A 17,157-nucleotide genomic window follows, 5' to 3' on the forward strand; every position below is an offset into this window, starting at 1 on the left:
TAAACTGCTTCTTTACGAATTGGCCAAGAGCTTGGTGCGGTGCTGAAACCTGAAAAACAATAGGATAGAGGCTGTTAACAAGCCAAGGGTCAGGCCATACCAAATGCCTTTTACACCCATGCCAAGGTGCATGCCCAAGAAGTAGCCTACCGGTATGCCAATAACCCAATAAGAAAGAAAAGTGACCAAGGTTGGAATATTGACATCGCCAATGCCACGCAAAACCCCCAAGCCAACTACCTGTGTACCGTCAAACAACTGGAAAAATCCGGCAATGATTAAAAGCTGCGCCGCAATTTCGACCACGGCTATGTCATTGGTATAAATGTAAGGCAATATGCCGCTGGCCAAAATAAAGAGGAGAGCCGTACAGCTCATAAAAGCCAAGACCACATGGTAGCTGGCTACCGCCGAAATGCGCAGGTTAACCAGATCTTTCTTGCCCAGGTAATTACCGGTTTTAATAGTAGCCGCCGATGCGGTGCCACTGGCAACCATATAGGTAAAGGCGGCCAAATTAATAGCAATCTGGTGGGCGGCCTGTGGTGCGGCGCCAAATGTACCAATCAGGATGGCCGCGCCACTAAATGCACTGATTTCGAATACATACTGCATAGAAACCGGCGCACCAATTTTGATGATCTGCCCGCTTCTTACCTTGTCCATAAAAGTCCACTTGAATTTTTGAAGGTATTTCTTGAAGTTTTTAGAAGTCAGTACATAATAGCACATCACCAAGGCCATCAAACAACGGTCAACCAGCGTGCTGATCCCTACGCCTTTTACACCCATAGGCGCAATGCCAAATAAGCCTTTTACCAATATAATACCCAAAACAATATTCAGCAGGTTGCCGAATATGGAGATGAACATGGCTTGTTTGGTAAAGCCCAATCCTTCGGCAAATTGCTTAAAAGTTTGAAAAACCATCAGCGGAATGATCGAAATAGACAGCAGGCCCAAGTAAGGTTTGGCATATTTGACTACTTCAGGCGATTGGCCCAAATGATCGATGGCGGCCAACGTGCCAAAATGGAGCAGGCTATATAAGATTATTCCGGTAAAAATGTTGATCAGCAGGCTGTTAGAAAGCAATCGGCCACATTCTTTGTGGTTTTGTGCGCCATTTTCCTTCGCAATCAAAGGCGTTAAACCATAAGAAATACCCAAGCCCAAAACCAAGATCAGCGTAAACAAACTATTGACCAAAGAAACGGCGGCCAACTGCACCGTTCCGGCAAACTGGCCCACAATAATGCTGTCGGCCATGTGCACCAGCATGTGGCCAATCTGCGAAACCACAATCGGACCAGCTAAGATGAGGTTTTCTTTGTAGTAAGGCTTATATTTAGTGTAGAGGGCTTGTAGCATAGCGTTGCAAAAATGAGGTTTTTATACCACAAATCGACTCGTTTTGTGTTAATTATTTGAGCTCGGCTACGGTAAAATATTCTTCTTTTTCTGAAGTATGTGGCAGGATAACGCCGGTTAAAATGAGGCTTACAATAATTTTCTGTGCCTTTTTGTAGGCGCTTCGGGTCAGTTTGCTGTATTCTTTCAGGGTAATGCGTCCATGTTCTTCCAGGTATTCGAGCAGTTTCTTTTCGTGCTCCGAATAGGCAATAAGCTGGCCTGTTTCCTGGTTGCCCTGCTTCAATACATCCACAATAATCTTGCTGGCCAAAATGCTTTTGTCTTTTATCCTGAAATAAACCCACCATTTTTTGTTTTCGTCCATGGCATAATGGGGTTTCGAGTCGCTTTGCGGGATGTCGACCACCAAAACCACCTTGTCGTCAAGGTAAACCTCTTCGAATTTAGGTTCTATGGCAGGTTTACAGAACTGGTGGGCAGCCTTGTTGATCATATATTTTTCTTCTTCCTCAGACTTGACGCCTTTGATGGCACCATCGTCGGTAACGCCGATCAGCAGCTTGCCGCCTTTGTTGTTGGCAAAGGCAACCAGGGTCTTGGCAATTTTTTCGACACTGCTAATGGTCTTTTTAAAATCCAAGCTTACGTTTTCGCCTTCCAGGATCAGTCTTTTGATATTCATACGCTAAGCTTTAACTGTTAAATGGCCACTTTTTGTTTTTCGCCAGGAAATTTGGTGCGCAGGTATACTTCGTTTTGTACGGTGGCACAAAGTTCGCCCTGTTTATTGTAAAGTTCCATCGGGTACGATTTGACGAACTTTCCGGTAGTGTTGAGCGCTGTTTTGGCCTCTGCTATCATCTCGTCGGTAACCACCAGGGTAAAGTAAAGGCTGGTTAACCCCGGCTTCAGGTATTGGATGGAAGCGCTCTTGAGCCAAACGCGTACCTTAAACCCGCTGCGTTGCATCAGCTGGTCGAAAAGGATGGCATAAAAAGGATCTGTTGCCGCATAAATGGAACCGCCAAAAATAGAACCATTGTAGTTTCTGTTCAAAAAGCTGTTGCTGATCTTTACGTCGACGCCCCTAAAGCCCGGATGGAACCTTCTGACCCAAATTCGCTGAAACAATAGTGGTGGATATAAGCACAAGGCCCATTTAAGGGTTCTCTCTGAAACTATCATGATGGTTAAATATCTGAAATACTATTGAGCTTTGAAAGTTTTATAACGGAATTTAGTTGCAAATTGATGGCTCGTTTTAAGTCAAAAAATAGTAAATTAGGCTATGCATATTTACGACACCATGAGCGCTGCCTTGGCAGACCTCGAGCAACGCGGCTACGAATACGATTTTAACCTGACCAACGACGGCATCGAATGCAAGTCTCTAGACCTCAAACTGATGCCCGAAGAGTTCGAAATAGAAGAATTCTACCGTTTTGAGGGCATGACCGATCCGGCCGACAGTTCGGTGGTATATGCCATTTCTTCAGCTGTAGGCAATTTGAAAGGCGTATTGATTGATGCTTATGGCGCTTATGCAGAAAACATCTCGCCCGAACTGCTGGATAAGCTTAAAGTGCATCACGATTAAAGGTGCATTTGTTAAATTGTAATTCCTGACCTAACAAATCAGCTTATAGCCCATGCCACGCACGTTGATGATCTGCACGCTTTCATCATCCTGCAGATGCTTGCGCAAACGCGTGATGAAGACGTCCATGGTACGCGTATTGAAAAAACTATCGTCGCCCCACAATGACAATAGGGCCATTTTCCGTTCGGTTAAGCGGTTTTTGTTTTTGTAGAGGAGCCATAGCAATTCTGCTTCCCGGTGCGAAAGCTGTATGGCATTGCCTCTCAAAGAAAGCTCCTGCTTGGGGTGGTTAAATAAATAATCGCCAATAACGATCGATTCGGCAATAGCCTTGTCTTCCCGTAATGTTCTTTTCAGCAGCTCATCTATGCGGAGAAAGAGCTCTTCCAAGCTGAAAGGTTTCTTAAGGTAGTCGTTGCCGCCGCTTTGGTAGCCTTCAATGACGTCGGCAGTAGTGGTTTTGGCAGTCAGAAACAAGATAGGGATGTTTTCGTTGCTTTGCCTTACCTGCTTGGCCAGGGTAAAACCATCGGTATGAGGCAACATCACATCTAAGATCAGCAAGTCGAATATACCGTTCTGAAAGATATTATAGCCTTTTTTTCCATCTGGCGCATGGCTCACCACATATCCCTTCTGTTCGAGGCTATCGGCAATGACCTTGGCCAGGAAAGGTTCGTCTTCTACCAACAATAGTCTTTTGTTTGCCATTAGCTAGGGAGTTGAATGACAAAGATACTGCCATGGGGTTGGTTATCAATTACCTTGATTTGGCCATGGTGCTGCACAATAACCTTTTGCACATAATTGAGGCCCAGGCCATAGCCTTTAATATCATGTACATTGCCTGTTGGGACGCGAAAAAACTGTTCGAATATTTTGGCTTTAAATTCGTCGGCAATACCAGGGCCGTTATCTCCAATTAAAATATTAATGTATTTATCCTTAATAAGATAGCGAATTGTAATTAAAGGGTTTGAGGAAGTGTTATACTTGATGGCGTTTTCAACTACGTTGCTCAATGCCCTGAACAAATGCAACTGATTACCTTTAATTGTCAATGCCGTACTAGCCTCCAACTGGATGTGGGCGTTTGTAGGTAAAGCTGTCGAATTGATAACCTCCGCCAGCAGTTCCCTTAGCTCTATTGTTTCATTTGTTGGGAAGGCAATTTGCTCCAATTTGGCACTGCCCAATATCTCTTTGGTTAAATGGGTGAGCTTCTTGGTCTGGTAAAGGATAATATCGAGGTATTTGTTACGCGTTGCCATGTCCTGGTCAAACTGTTGCATGGCTTCGGCGGTAATCTGTATCGACGACAGGGGCGTATGGATTTCGTGGGTCATGTTGCTGATGAACTGATTTTTCATGGCTACCAGCTTGCTTTGGCTAAGCAGGGTTTTAACGGTGTAGTAAAAGCAGAAAATGGTAATGCCAATCAGCAACAGGGAGCTGATCATCAGCCACTTCATCTCTCTGAGGTAGTAGATATTCGGATTTTCCAAGCTGGCCCAAACCATTTCTTTTTCATAGGGCCTGCGTAGGGCGGTATTCACTTCTTGGGTAATGAATATTTTCCGGTCTTTCTTTTCGGCATTGAGCCTAAATGGCGTATAGATATCCTTTTTAGCCAGTTCTTTTTTAAATAGGGCAGCAAGGCTGCTTGTATTGGCTTTGGTAGCATTATAAATGTGCGAGAGGCTGTCGCCCAGGCGCTGGGTATAAAAATAGATGATGCCTTTGCGCAGATCGCCACCAAGCGTATTGTCTGTAAAATGATTAATGAAAATGCTTTTGGCCTGGGGAGTAATTTTGCGCACCTTTTCCTTAAAATTGGTAATGCCTATACTTACCGGTCTATTTCCTTTTTCATAGGGATGTGTATCGCGCATATGGAAAACCGTATTGCTGTCTCGGTTATTGATGTCGCAGGTAATAGTGATGAAGGCGGTATCGCTGAGCCATTTTTTTACGGCCGATTTGATCAATTGATGCCTGAGGTTTATTTCATCGTCTACGGCTTTTGTCAGCGCCTCGTTGCTGTCTTTCTTGAAGCGAGTTACGGTAGCCTGATAGTTCTGGTAGTTCCAATACAGCTGCAGGCCGGTAATGCCCAGCACACAAAAGCTCATCAGAACCAAAACCCAGGTTATCTTTTTCTGCATATTGCAAACATAGTACTCCTTTCAGTTAATCTCTGCATCAGTTAACACTAATTAACTTTACTTAACTACACTTAACCTGTCAGCCTTTGTTTTGATGCCATTTTTGTGGGAGATCAATTAATCACACAAACCTTTAAATACATGAAAAAGTTAATCCTAATGACCCTTTTACTGCTCAATGTTGCTTATGGCCAAGTTAAAAACAATGAGCTGGTGCCCAATTTTAAATTAACGACGGTTTTAAATGCACCGGTTAAAACCGCTGACCTGCAACAATTGAAAGGCAGGTTGGTATGGATAGAATTTTGGGCTACCTGGTGCGGGGCCTGTATAGAAGCCATGCCTCATTTGCAACAACTGCAGGATAAATACAAAAACAAGCTGCAGGTAATCAATGTAACGCAGGAAACTGCCGAACGCACCAAGCAGTTTATGAAGGCAAGGCCCTCAAAACTATGGTATGCCATTGATACGGCCGGAAAGTTGGCCGATCTATTTCCGCATCGCCTCATTCCCCATAGTGTGCTCATTTCGCCCGATGGGAAGCTGATTGCGGGCACTAACCCAGAAAGCATTACCGAAAAAGTAATCGATAGCCTGTTGGCCAACCAACAGGTGCACCTGCCGGAGAAAAAAGACAATTTGACGGCCGACTACATCAAGACCTATTTTTTTGCCGAAGACACCGTTAAAAGCAGGTTGGTGATACAGCCCGAAATCAAAGGTGGTCCGGGTATGCGGATGAATTTTATGGATCAGCCCGCCTTTGCGGGCAGGAGGCTTACCTTTATCAATGTGGGCGTAGGCAATATGTACCAAGAAGCGTTTGGCAGTTTCGGCTATGGAAGAACCATTAACAAGGTTGACAACAAAGAGAAGCAGCGCTACTGCCTCGACATCATCGTGCCCCAAAAAGAACAATTGTTTCCGAGCCTGAAGGCTGCATTGGCCAAGAAGTTTGGCATCAAGGCATCGATACAAAAGCAGGATAAAGAAGTTTATGTGCTGAAGATCGTCGACCCTGCCAAATTCAACCAAATCAGGCGCAATACCTCGGGCAACAGAACCTATTTTGCGATGCATGGCCAAATAGACCAGCAAGGCATCAATATGGACGATTTTGCCGATTATTTGGAAACCTTTGGCGTTTATAAGCTCTTGGTGCTGAACGAAACCGGCAACAACGAAAAATTCGACCTCAAATTCTCGTTCCAACCTGAAAAACCCGAAACGCTGAACGACATTTTGAAGGACATGGGACTTGGCTTGGAAAAGGCAAACAGAAGCGTTGATTTTCTCGTGCTCGAAAATTAGGCATGCAGACTTGCGAAGTTTTAGCAACTTCGCAAGTCTTGTTTTCAGTTTTTTTTGTAGTTTAATCGCTCCAAACTAAACTGTATGAACGAAGTTGCCAAAAACAAAAATTTAGTATTGCTTATTATCGTAGCCGCACTGGGCTATTTTGTTGATATATATGACCTTATTCTCTTTTCGGTAGTCAGGGTAAAAAGCCTTACCGATTTGGGCGTGGCCAGTGCCGATATGCTGAATGTAGGAACCTCTATTATCAATGCCCAAATGTTCGGTATGTTGCTGGGCGGTATTTTATGGGGTGTTTTAGGCGATAAAAAAGGTCGTTTAAGCGTGTTGTTTGGCTCTATTATCCTTTATTCTCTAGCTAATATCGCCAATGGCATGGTCACTTCGGTTACTGCCTATACCATTATCCGTTTTATTGCGGGCGTAGGCCTTGCCGGCGAGCTCGGTGCAGGCATCACCTTGGTTACCGAAAGCATGGACAAAAAGAATAGAGGCTATGGAACCATGATTGTGGCTGGGGTAGGTTTGTTTGGCGCTGTAGCGGCCAAGCTCATCAGCGATATCTTTTCTTGGCAGCATAGCTACTATATTGGCGGCGGCATGGGTTTGGCCCTGTTGCTGTTGCGCGTTGGCCTGGCAGAATCGGGCATGTTTAAGGAAACCAAGGAGGCCAATGTGCAGCGGGGAAATATGTGGATGCTGTTTAACCATGCCGGCCGATTTAGAAAATACTTGTGCTGCATATTAATCGGTTTGCCTTTGTGGTATGTAGTAGGCGTCTTGATTACCTTTTCGCCAGAATTTGGCAAAGCCCTAAATGCCAGTGGCGTTTTAAATGCTGGCGAAGGCGTAATGTATTGTTATATAGGCATAGCCATAGGCGATATTGTGGCAGGTTTCTTATGTCAGATGCTTAAATCGCGAAAAAAGGTAATGTTTATCTTTCTTGCCTTAACGGCCGTTGCCGTTGCGGTTTATTTGAGAGCCGAAGGGCTCACACCAAAAACATTTATTTGGCTCAGTCTTTTCTTGGGTTTTGCCTCTGGTTATTGGGCTACATTTGTAACCATTGCCTCAGAGCAGTTTGGAACCAACCTCAGAGCCACCGTTACCACTACAGTACCTAATTTTGTAAGAGGCTCGGTGGTATTGGTTACCTCGTCGTTCCTGTTTCTGAAAAGCCATTTAGGCATCCTCGAAAGCGCCATGATTGTTGGAGGCGTTTGCTTGGTTATAGCCCTTATCGCATTGAGTATGCTGAAGGAAACCTTTCACAAAGACCTCGATTATGTAGAGGTTTGATTCCCTTAATATTGAATTGAAGCCACAGCTTGTAATCTGTCAAGCTGTGGCTTTTTAAATAAAAAACTTGTCATAATCCTTTGAGTAGGTGCGTCTGTCAAAACAATGTACTTTCTCTATATTTGCGGCCGATTGGCTCGAATTAGCCGTAACTTTACCACAAATTAATCAACCATGTTTAGGGACGAAGTAGCAGCAGCATATCAGCAAATTCAGGATAGTATTTGCGAGGGTTTGGTTCAGGCCGATGGCAGGGCAAAGTTCGAAGAAGAGCTTTGGCAACGTGAGGGTGGAGGTGGCGGCAGGACCCGTGTCATGCAGGGCGGCAACGTCATCGAAAAAGGCGGCGTAAATTTCTCTGCCGTACATGGCAAATTGCCCGAAGCTGTCAAAAAAGCATTCAAGGTTGCAAACGACGATTTTTTTGCTACCGGTGTTTCTATTGTGATGCATCCCGAAAATCCTTTCGTACCGATCATCCACATGAACATCCGGTATTTCGAAATGGACGAGCAGACCCGCTGGTTTGGCGGGGGCATCGATCTTACGCCGCATTACATCATTCCAACCGATGCCCGGTTTTTCCACCATCGCCTTAAACAGACCTGCGATGAGTTTGACTCCTCTTTTTATCCTAAATTCAAGGCGCATGCCGACGATTATTTTTTCATTAAGCACCGTGAAGAAACCCGTGGCGTAGGCGGTATCTTTTACGATAGGCTCAAACCCGAAAACACCTCCCTGGATTTTAAGCAGCTGCTTGATTTTTCTTTGGCCGTGGGCAATACCTTCATTCCTGTATATAGCGAACTGATCGATCGCAACCGCGATAAAGCATATAACGACCATCAGAAAGAATGGCAATACCTGCGCCGTAGCCGTTATGCCGAATTTAACTTGGTTTATGATGCCGGCACCAAATTTGGCCTCGAAACCAATGGCCGTATCGAAAGCATCCTGATGAGCCTGCCGCCAACTGCCAAATGGAATTACAATCCACAAATTTTAGCTGGTAGCGAAGAAGAACAGACCAAAAACCTGCTTAAAAAAGGCATCGACTGGGTATAGCTTTGCTGCATTGCCGTCGGCAAGTTTAGCCGAATTCTTGGGTAGTGGCGCAGCCAGCGATTTAAAAATTTTATAATCAGGTCAAACCCTTATTTTAAAACTAAATATTTTAGCTAAAATTAAATTAAGATGAATAATACTAATTATATTAGTATTATATTTGTCTTGATTTATGCAGTTGGCCGATAAACATATTATTCATATGGACCAGGATGCCTTTTTTGTCTCGGTAGAGATTAAAAAAGACAACAGGCTGGCGGGAAAGGCCGTGATTATTGGCGGGCTTTCCGACAGGGGAGTGGTCTCTTCCTGCAGCTACGAGGCCCGTAAATTTGGCGTACACTCGGCTATGCCCATGCGTATGGCCCGCCAGCTTTGTCCGCATGCCATTTTCGTTAAAGGCAGTATGGACGATTACAGCAATTACTCGCACCAGATTACAGAGCTGCTCCAAGAAAGGGTACCCGTTTTAGAAAAGGCCAGCATCGACGAGCATTACATCGACATGACAGGCATGGACCGCTTTTTTGGCTGCATGAAATTTGCCCAGGAGCTGCGCAAATCCATACACGATCAAATCGGCTTGCCCATTTCATTCGGACTTTCCATCAACAAAACGGTATCGAAAATCGTGACCAACGAGTGCAAGCCCAATGGCGAAATGGAAATCAGCAAACCAGAAGTACAGCCTTTCCTCAATCCGCTCTCCATCAAAAAAATTCCCGGGCTTGGCGATTCTACTTTTATCAAGCTGAGCGAAATGGGCGTGCGCAAAATCCATACGCTCACTCAAATTCCGCCCGATTTGATGTTCAAAATCCTGGGCCAAAACGGGCTCAGCCTCTGGCAAAAGGCCAACGGCATCGACCTTTCGCCCGTAGTGCCTTACCGCGAACAAAAATCCATCGGCAAGCAGACCACTTTCGATAGCGACAGCATGGACGTAGCGGGCATCAAAGTGCTGCTCACCGATATGGTAACCAAGCTGGCCTTCGAACTGCGCCAGCAGCACAAGCTAACGGCCTGTGTTACGGTAACCATCCGCTATGCCAACTTCGAAACGGTTACGCAACAGGCCAAAATTCCTTATACCTCGCTCGATTCGTTATTGATTGCCAAAGCCAAGGAACTTTTCGACAAGGTTTACCAAAAACGCATGTTGCTGCGTTTGGTAGGGGTTAAGCTGTCGCATCTGGTAGGTGGCTACGAACAAATTTCGCTGTACGGCCCTTCAGAAAAAATGTACAACCTATACCAGCGCATGGATAAAATCCGCAACCTGTATGGTACGGATGCCGTTCGTTTGGCCACTGTTTTTCCAGATAAATAGGCGCTGATGTTTCTCAATGTCCACTCGCAATATAGCCTCAGGTATGGCACCATGCACATCGAAAGCCTGCTGATGGAAGCAAGGGCTAAGCGCATCCGGCAGCTGGTGCTTACCGATATCAACAACTCTACCGGCTGCATGGAATTTATTCGCACTTGCAGGAAACACGGCGCAGGCTTTGAAGACCGGCATGGCGTATACTGGCCTCCTTATCAATTTAAGCCCATTGTGGGCATCGAATTTAGGCGCGACGAACAGCTGCTTTACATCGGTATTGCTCGAAACAGGGAAGGCATGAAGGAATTGAACGATTTTTTGACCCTCCATAACCTCAGGCAAACTCCCTTGCCTTTCGAGCCGCCAAAGTTCCAGCATGTTTACCTTGTCTTTCCCTATGGCAGGCGCAGCAAATTAGCCGAAAACGAATTTATAGGCATCAGGGCCAGCGAACTGAACAGCATGGCCGGAAAGCCTTTGAGCCATTTGCAGCATCAATTGGTGGTTTTTCATCCGGTTACGGTAAAAGACAAGATAGAATACCGGCTGCATCAATACCTGAGGGCAATCGGGCTGAATACGGTGCTGGGCAAGCTCACCGAAAAAGACACCTGTAAGCCCGACGAGTTTTTTGTAGACGAGCGCGAACTGCGTGCCAAATTCGCATGTTGCGATTTCATCGTAGACAATACCCAAAAACTGCTGGACAGCTGCAGTACCGACGAATACACTTTTGGCAAAAAGAACAAAAAATACTTTACCAGCAGTGCCGAAGAAGACCTGAAACTGCTGACCCAACTGGCCATGAAAGGGCTCAAGTATAGGTATGGGGCCGACAGCAAGGAAGCCTTAAGGCGCATACAGTCGGAATTAAAAGTAATTGCCGACCTTGATTTCTGCGCCTATTTTCTGATAACCTGGGATGTGGTACGATATGGCATGGAAAGAGGCTATTACCATGTGGGCCGAGGTTCTGGTGCCAACAGCATCGTGGCCTATTGCCTCAAGATAACCGATGTTGACCCCATTGCGCTGGGCCTGTATTTTGAGCGCTTTCTGAACTACAAGCGAAGCTCGCCACCCGATTTCGACATCGATTTCAGCTGGGACGAACGCGAAGATATCCAAAACTACCTTTTCGAAAAATACGGGCGCAACCATACGGCCTTGCTAGGTACCATGAGCAGTTTTAAAACCAGGGCCGTTATCAGGGAAGTAGGCAAGGTGATGGGCCTGCCCAAAAGCGAAATTGACGATTTTGTCGACCCCAGCAAAGAAATAGCCAACAGGAACAATCCCGTTTTCAAAAAAATCATGGCTGTTGGCACGTTTATGAACGACATGCCCAATCAGCGTTCTATCCATGCCGGTGGTATACTGATCAGCGAAGAACCGCTAACCTATTATACCGCTTTAGATTTGCCGCCCAAAGGCATGCCCACTGTACAATGGGATATGTACGAAGCAGAGGCCATCGGGCTCGACAAGTACGACATCCTGAGCCAGCGCGGCATTGGCCACATCAGGGAAGCCGTAAAGCTTATTGCCCAAAACCGACAAAAACAGATCGATATACACGATTTTAAGGCCTTTAAAGAAGATCCCAACCTCAATGCACAGCTTAAGGCGGGCACGCCGATCGGTTGTTTTTATGTCGAGTCGCCAGCCATGCGCCAACTGCTCAAAAAACTGGGTTGCGACAACTACCTCACCCTGGTAGCGGCCAGTTCTATCATCAGGCCTGGCGTGGCTAGTTCGGGCATGATGAAAATGTACATCCAAAGCTATCATGCACCCGATAAAGTAAAATATCTGCACCCGGTAATGGAAGAGCAGCTGGGCGACACTTTTGGCATTATGGTGTACCAGGAAGACGTTATCAAGGTTTGTTGCGGCTATGCAGGTTTAGACTTGGCCGATGCCGATATTTTACGCCGCGGCATGAGTGGTAAATACCGTGCAAAGGTCGAATTCGACCGGCTGGCCCAGCGTTTTTTTAGCAAAGCCAGGGACATGGGCAGAGAAGAGGCCGTAACGGCCGAGGTATGGCGGCAGATCTCGAGTTTCGCCGGATTTAGTTTCTCTAAGGCCCATTCGGCCAGTTTTGCCGTAGAAAGCTACCAGAGCCTGTTTCTCAAAACCTATTATCCCATGGAGTTTATGGTGGCCGTGCTCAACAATTATGGAGGTTTTTACCAACGCTGGGTGTATGTACATGCCTTAAAGCAAACAGGAGCGCAGGTGAACCTGCCTTGCGTAAACCATAGCGATGCCGAAGTAAACATTGAAAAAGACCAGGTCTATCTGGGTTTTATTGGTGTTCAGGGACTGGAAAACAGGCTCATCGAGCTCATCCCGAGAGAGCGGAAAATCAACGGCAACTATGCCGATTTGGAAGACCTGATTAAACGCACCAGCCTTACTTTAGAGCAGGCCTTGATTTTGGTCCGGATAGGAGCCTTGCGTTTTACCGGCAAAAGCAAAAAAGAACTGCTTTGGGAAGTACACAACCATTTGGGCAATTCGAATAAGCCGGTGGCAGGCCATGAATTATTTCGCCTGCCCGTTAAGCCTTACGTTTTGCCTGCGCTGGCTACCGATTGGGTAGAAGACGCCTATCAGGAATTGGAATTGTTGGGTTTTCCGCTCAGCGTCAGCATGTTCGACCTGCTCAAAACCAGTTACCGTGGCGATGTGCTGGCCAAAGACCTCGACCGCCACGAAGGGCGGGTCGTAAAAATGCTGGGCAATTACGTATGCGAAAAAACAGTGCATACCTCGCAAAATTCGAAAATGTGGTTTGGCACTTTCATCGATAGCGAAGGTGATTTTTTCGATACTGCGCATTTTGCCAACCGTACGCCGGTTTACCCGTTCAGGGGCAAGGGCTGCTATCTTATTTTGGGTAGGGTATTGATGGATTTTGGCGTGCCCAGCATCGAAGTCATGCAGTTTGCCAAGCTGCCCATTGTCGATAATCCGGTATTGAAGGCCTAGGATCAAAAAGCACGCCTCCTAGGTTTCGAAAACTTTGTAAGTCTACTTCAAAGTCAGCCGGGCAACAATGCTGGTCCTTGCGGCAATATCCACATTTTCGGTATTGAATTCCAGAAAAGGAGCAGCCACATGAAGAATGCAACAGTCGTTTTTAGGCCATTGCCTTGTCAAAATAACAGGATAAAGTCGATTATCCCCATGTGTAAAACTTTTCCACATCAGTGCACAGGTTGGCGCTTATTTTGTTAAATTCGCAAGGTTATAACAATACCTAATTTAAATTTCGTTTTTAACGAACATTATTATTTATGGCAGAAGATTTAGAAAATCAAGAGAACGACAAGATAGTCCCGATTAACATAGACGAGCAGATGAAATCTGCCTACATCGACTATTCGATGTCCGTTATCGTAAGCAGGGCCCTGCCCGATGTACGCGACGGTTTAAAGCCGGTACACCGCCGTGTGCTGTACGGGATGCTGGGTTTGGGTTTAGGTGCCGGAAAACCATATAAAAAATCTGCACGTATCGTAGGTGAGGTACTGGGTAAGTACCACCCGCATGGCGATTCGTCGGTTTACATGACCATGGTGCGTATGGCACAAGAGTGGAGCCTGCGCTACCTGATGGTAGACGGACAAGGAAACTACGGTTCGGTTGACGGCGATTCGCCGGCAGCGATGCGTTACACCGAAGCGAGATTCAGCAAGCTTGCCGAAGAAATGGTAGCGGATATCAACAAAGATACCATCGATTTTCAGTTCAACTTTGACGATACCGAACAAGAACCAACCGTTCTTCCTTCTAAAGTTCCCAACTTATTGATTAACGGCTCGTCTGGTATTGCCGTAGGTATGGCAACCAACATGGCGCCGCACAACCTTACCGAAAGTATCAATGCCACGGTGGCTTACATCGACAACAATGAAATTACCATTGCCGAGTTGATGAAGCATATCAAAGGCCCTGATTTCCCAACGGGAGCAATCATATACGGCTATAACGGCGTTCAAGAAGCCTTCGAAACCGGCAGGGGCCGTATCGTGATGCGTGCAAAAGCCGAGATAGAGAGCAACCGTGACCGCGAAAGCATTGTGGTAACCGAAATACCTTACCAGGTAAACAAAGCCCAAATGATTGAGCGTACCGCCGAACTTATTGGCGAGAAGAAAATCGAGGGTATTTCGAACATCAAAGACGAATCGAATAAAGACGGTATCCGTATCGTTTACGAAATCAAGCGCGATGCCAATGCAAGCATCGTATTGAATAACCTGTTTAAGCAAACCGCTTTGCAGACCTCGTTCAGCGTAAACAACATTGCGCTAGTTAACGGCCGTCCGCAGTTGCTTAACCTTAAAGATATCATCCGTCACTTTGTAGACCACCGCCACGATGTAGTGATCCGCAGAACCAAGTTCGAGTTGGCTGAGGCCGAAAAACGTGCCCATATTTTAGAAGGCTTGTTAATCGCCCTCGATCATATTGAAGAGGTTATCAAACTGATTCGTGCATCGAGCACGCCAGAAGAGGCGAGGGTAGGCTTGATGGAAAAATTCGGCCTGAGCGATATTCAGGCACGTGCCATCCTCGACATGACCTTGCGTAGGTTAACCGGACTGGAGCGCGACAAGATCAAAGAAGAATATGCCGAATTGATGAAAACCATCGAATATTTGAAATCTATTTTGGCTGACGAAGGTTTGCGTATGCAGATCATCAAAGATGAATTGGCCGAAATGGCCGACAAATATGGCGATGAGCGCCGTACCACCATCGTTCATTCTGCCGAAGACATGAGCATGGAAGACTTTATCGAAGACGAAGAAGTAGTGATTACCATCTCGCACGAAGGCTATATCAAACGTACGCCTGCTACAGAATACCGTACGCAAAGCCGGGGTGGCAAGGGCTCAAAAGGCAGCGATTCGAGAAACGAAGACTTTATCGAACACCTGCTGATTGCCTCTAACCATAACTATATGCTGTTCTTTACCGAAGCCGGACGCTGTTTCTGGCTCAGGGTTTACGAAATCCCAGAAGGAAGCAGAACCAGTAAAGGCAGGGCCTTACAAAACATCATCAATATTCCGAAAGAAGAAAAAGTTAAGGCTTACATCAAGGTAGTTAACCTGAAAGACCAAGAGTACCTAGAGAATAACTTCATCATCATGTGTACCAAAAAAGGTACCATCAAGAAAACATCGCTAGAGGCTTATTCAAGGCCGCGGGTTAACGGTATCAATGCCATCAACATTAATGAAGGCGACCAATTGCTAGAGGCCAGCTTGACTACCGGAAGTAGCGAAATCGTAATGGCATTGCGTTCGGGAAGGGCCATCCGCTTCAATGAAAGCACCGTGAGGCCAATGGGCAGAACCGCTACGGGCGTAAGGGGCGTAACCTTAGCGCATGATCAAGATGAAGTAGTTGGCATGATTGCTGTAGACGATAAAGAAGCTACTGTTTTGGTGGTGTCGGAAAAAGGCTACGGCAAACGTACCGATATTGACGATTACCGCGTAACCAACAGGGGCGGTAAAGGGGTTAAAACCATTAATATTACCGATAAAACCGGCTCGCTGGTAGCTATTAAGAACGTAACCGATGCCGACGATTTGATGATTATCAACAAATCAGGTATCGTAATCAGGATTGTGGTAAGCGAGCTGAGGGTAATGGGAAGGGCTACGCAAGGGGTTCGTTTGATTACTTTAAAAGGTAACGACGAGATTGCTTCGGTAGCCAAGATCCAGCATGAAGACGAAGAGGAGGAAACAGAAGGAAATGTAACCGACTCTGCAACAGGGGCCGACGAAAATCCAGAGAATAATAACAATACTGCTGCCGAAGGCGAAACAGCGGATAATTAATATAATTTCGAAAAAAACTAAAGAATAATGAAAAAATTGCTTTTAAGTACATTGCTTGTAGGTGTTGCTACGCTTGCAAATGCGCAAAAGAGTGAAGTAAACGAGTCGCAAAAATCGTGGAACTTGTACGTAACAATGATCAGCTCCCAAGGCTATGCCAAATCTATGGATGCGCTTAACAAAGGCCTCGCCCATACCGATCTGGCCATTGCCAACGAAAAATCTAAGGTGATGCCTGAAGCCTGGTCTTACAGGGCCCTGCTTTCTTCGGAGATTTCGAGGTTGGATACTGTTGACGTAAACAATGCCTTGAGCAAACAAAAAATTGCCGAAGAAGCTATCGGCAAAGCCAAGACTTTAGATACCAAAGGCAGCGAAAAAGACAATATTGCTACAGCTGAGATCAACCTTATCAATGCCAAAAGAAACAGGGGGGTTAGAGCCTACAACAATAAAGACTATGCTGGTGCCATGACTATCTTTAAAGAGTTGCTGGCCGCTAATCCAAAGGATACCGCCATGTACATCAATGTTGGGGTAACAGCCAATTTAACTGGCAAATATCAGGAAGCCGTAGATAATTTCAAGAAAGTTGTAAGTTTAAATGTACCCGAGTCTAAGGATTTCTACATCCAGATCATTAACCTGCAAACCGATAAGCTGAAAGATACCACAGCGGCTTTGGCTACCATTCAAGAAGCTTTGGCCAAATTCCCTAACGAAGCCAACTTTATTGGTGCAGAAACGGATTTGTACATTGCCAAAGGCGATATCGTAAAATCTCAGGAATCGTTGGCCAAGCTGATTGCCAAAGATCCCAGCAAAGAAGTTTACCATTACCTGATGGGCGATACCTATTATAAACAAGCTTTGGCCGTTCAGGAAACAAGAAATAAGCTTGATGCCAAAAAAACGAAAGAATATGATGCGCTTTCGGCTAAAATTGTAGCCTTGATCGACCAATCGATCCCATTTTACAAAAAAGCGCTGGATATTAATCCGAAATATGTACCGGCTTTGGAAACCTTGAAGCAAATCTATGCTTTCAAAAACGATACAGCTAATTGGGAAGCCATCAAGAAAAGATTGGATGCCATTCCGGCAAACTAGGAATAGCTTAAAGCCTAAAGG

Annotated in this window: 13 protein-coding genes; 8 read left to right on the forward strand and 5 right to left on the reverse strand. The window is 45.7% G+C overall.

The features are described from left to right. Positions 1–12 precede the first annotated feature (12 nt). Genes AC6H1S_RS08795 through AC6H1S_RS08805 form a run of 3 tightly spaced genes read right to left on the reverse strand, consistent with a single transcriptional unit; the run spans position 13 to position 2,559 of the window. Entirely contained in the window at positions 13–1,371 is a 1,359-nt protein-coding gene (locus AC6H1S_RS08795; protein ID WP_497565926.1) for an MATE family efflux transporter, read from the reverse strand. Between the two features lie 52 nt (positions 1,372–1,423). Beyond that, positions 1,424–2,056 carry an AlbA family DNA-binding domain-containing protein gene (locus AC6H1S_RS08800; protein ID WP_199138089.1) on the reverse strand — a complete coding sequence of 211 codons (633 nt, stop codon included), beginning with the start codon at positions 2,054–2,056 and terminating at the stop codon, positions 1,424–1,426. 17 nt (positions 2,057–2,073) lie between these two features. Next, positions 2,074–2,559: a DUF4442 domain-containing protein gene (locus tag AC6H1S_RS08805; protein WP_199138091.1), complete on the reverse strand. Its 486-nt coding sequence runs from the start codon at positions 2,557–2,559 to the stop codon at positions 2,074–2,076. A 103-nt stretch (positions 2,560–2,662) separates the two neighbouring features. Here AC6H1S_RS08805 and AC6H1S_RS08810 point away from each other — a divergent pair, with 103 nt between their 5' ends. Beyond that, complete coding sequence (locus AC6H1S_RS08810; RefSeq protein ID WP_199138093.1) at positions 2,663–2,971, forward strand: phosphoribosylpyrophosphate synthetase; 309 nt, start codon at positions 2,663–2,665, stop codon at positions 2,969–2,971. Between the two features lie 30 nt (positions 2,972–3,001). On the opposite strand, the gene AC6H1S_RS08815 is transcribed toward AC6H1S_RS08810, so the two are convergent. Beyond that, positions 3,002–3,685, reverse strand: coding sequence for a response regulator transcription factor (locus AC6H1S_RS08815; RefSeq protein ID WP_497565927.1), 684 nt, complete (start codon positions 3,683–3,685; stop codon positions 3,002–3,004). Beyond that, positions 3,685–5,139 (reverse strand): sensor histidine kinase, encoded by a 1,455-nt coding sequence (locus AC6H1S_RS08820; protein ID WP_497565928.1) that lies wholly within the window; start codon positions 5,137–5,139, stop codon positions 3,685–3,687. The genes AC6H1S_RS08815 and AC6H1S_RS08820 overlap by 1 nt, the downstream gene beginning before the upstream one ends. A gap of 141 nt (positions 5,140–5,280) precedes the next feature. Here AC6H1S_RS08820 and AC6H1S_RS08825 point away from each other — a divergent pair, with 141 nt between their 5' ends. The 7 genes from AC6H1S_RS08825 (at position 5,281) to AC6H1S_RS08855 (ending at position 17,136) form a co-directional block, all read left to right on the forward strand. Continuing rightward, on the forward strand, positions 5,281–6,453 hold the full coding sequence (locus AC6H1S_RS08825) for a redoxin family protein (RefSeq protein ID WP_497565929.1): 1,173 nt from the start codon (positions 5,281–5,283) through the stop codon (positions 6,451–6,453). Between the two features lie 84 nt (positions 6,454–6,537). After that, entirely contained in the window at positions 6,538–7,761 is a 1,224-nt protein-coding gene (locus tag AC6H1S_RS08830) for an MFS transporter (protein WP_497565930.1), read from the forward strand. Positions 7,762–7,935: 174 nt separating this feature from the next. Then, positions 7,936–8,829, forward strand: a complete 894-nt coding sequence (gene hemF / locus AC6H1S_RS08835; protein WP_497565931.1) for an oxygen-dependent coproporphyrinogen oxidase — start codon at positions 7,936–7,938, stop codon at positions 8,827–8,829. A gap of 172 nt (positions 8,830–9,001) precedes the next feature. Continuing rightward, positions 9,002–10,159, forward strand: coding sequence for a DNA polymerase IV (dinB, locus tag AC6H1S_RS08840; protein WP_497565932.1), 1,158 nt, complete (start codon positions 9,002–9,004; stop codon positions 10,157–10,159). A gap of 6 nt (positions 10,160–10,165) precedes the next feature. Further along, on the forward strand, positions 10,166–13,153 hold the full coding sequence (dnaE, locus tag AC6H1S_RS08845; RefSeq protein WP_497565933.1) for a DNA polymerase III subunit alpha: 2,988 nt from the start codon (positions 10,166–10,168) through the stop codon (positions 13,151–13,153). Between the two features lie 308 nt (positions 13,154–13,461). Continuing rightward, positions 13,462–16,026, forward strand: a complete 2,565-nt coding sequence (gyrA, locus tag AC6H1S_RS08850) for a DNA gyrase subunit A (RefSeq protein WP_199138108.1) — start codon at positions 13,462–13,464, stop codon at positions 16,024–16,026. A gap of 27 nt (positions 16,027–16,053) precedes the next feature. Continuing rightward, positions 16,054–17,136 carry a tetratricopeptide repeat protein gene (locus AC6H1S_RS08855; RefSeq protein ID WP_199138110.1) on the forward strand — a complete coding sequence of 361 codons (1,083 nt, stop codon included), beginning with the start codon at positions 16,054–16,056 and terminating at the stop codon, positions 17,134–17,136. Positions 17,137–17,157: the final 21 nt, after the last annotated feature.

The sequence above is a fragment of the Pedobacter sp. TM02 genome (genome assembly GCF_059705275.1).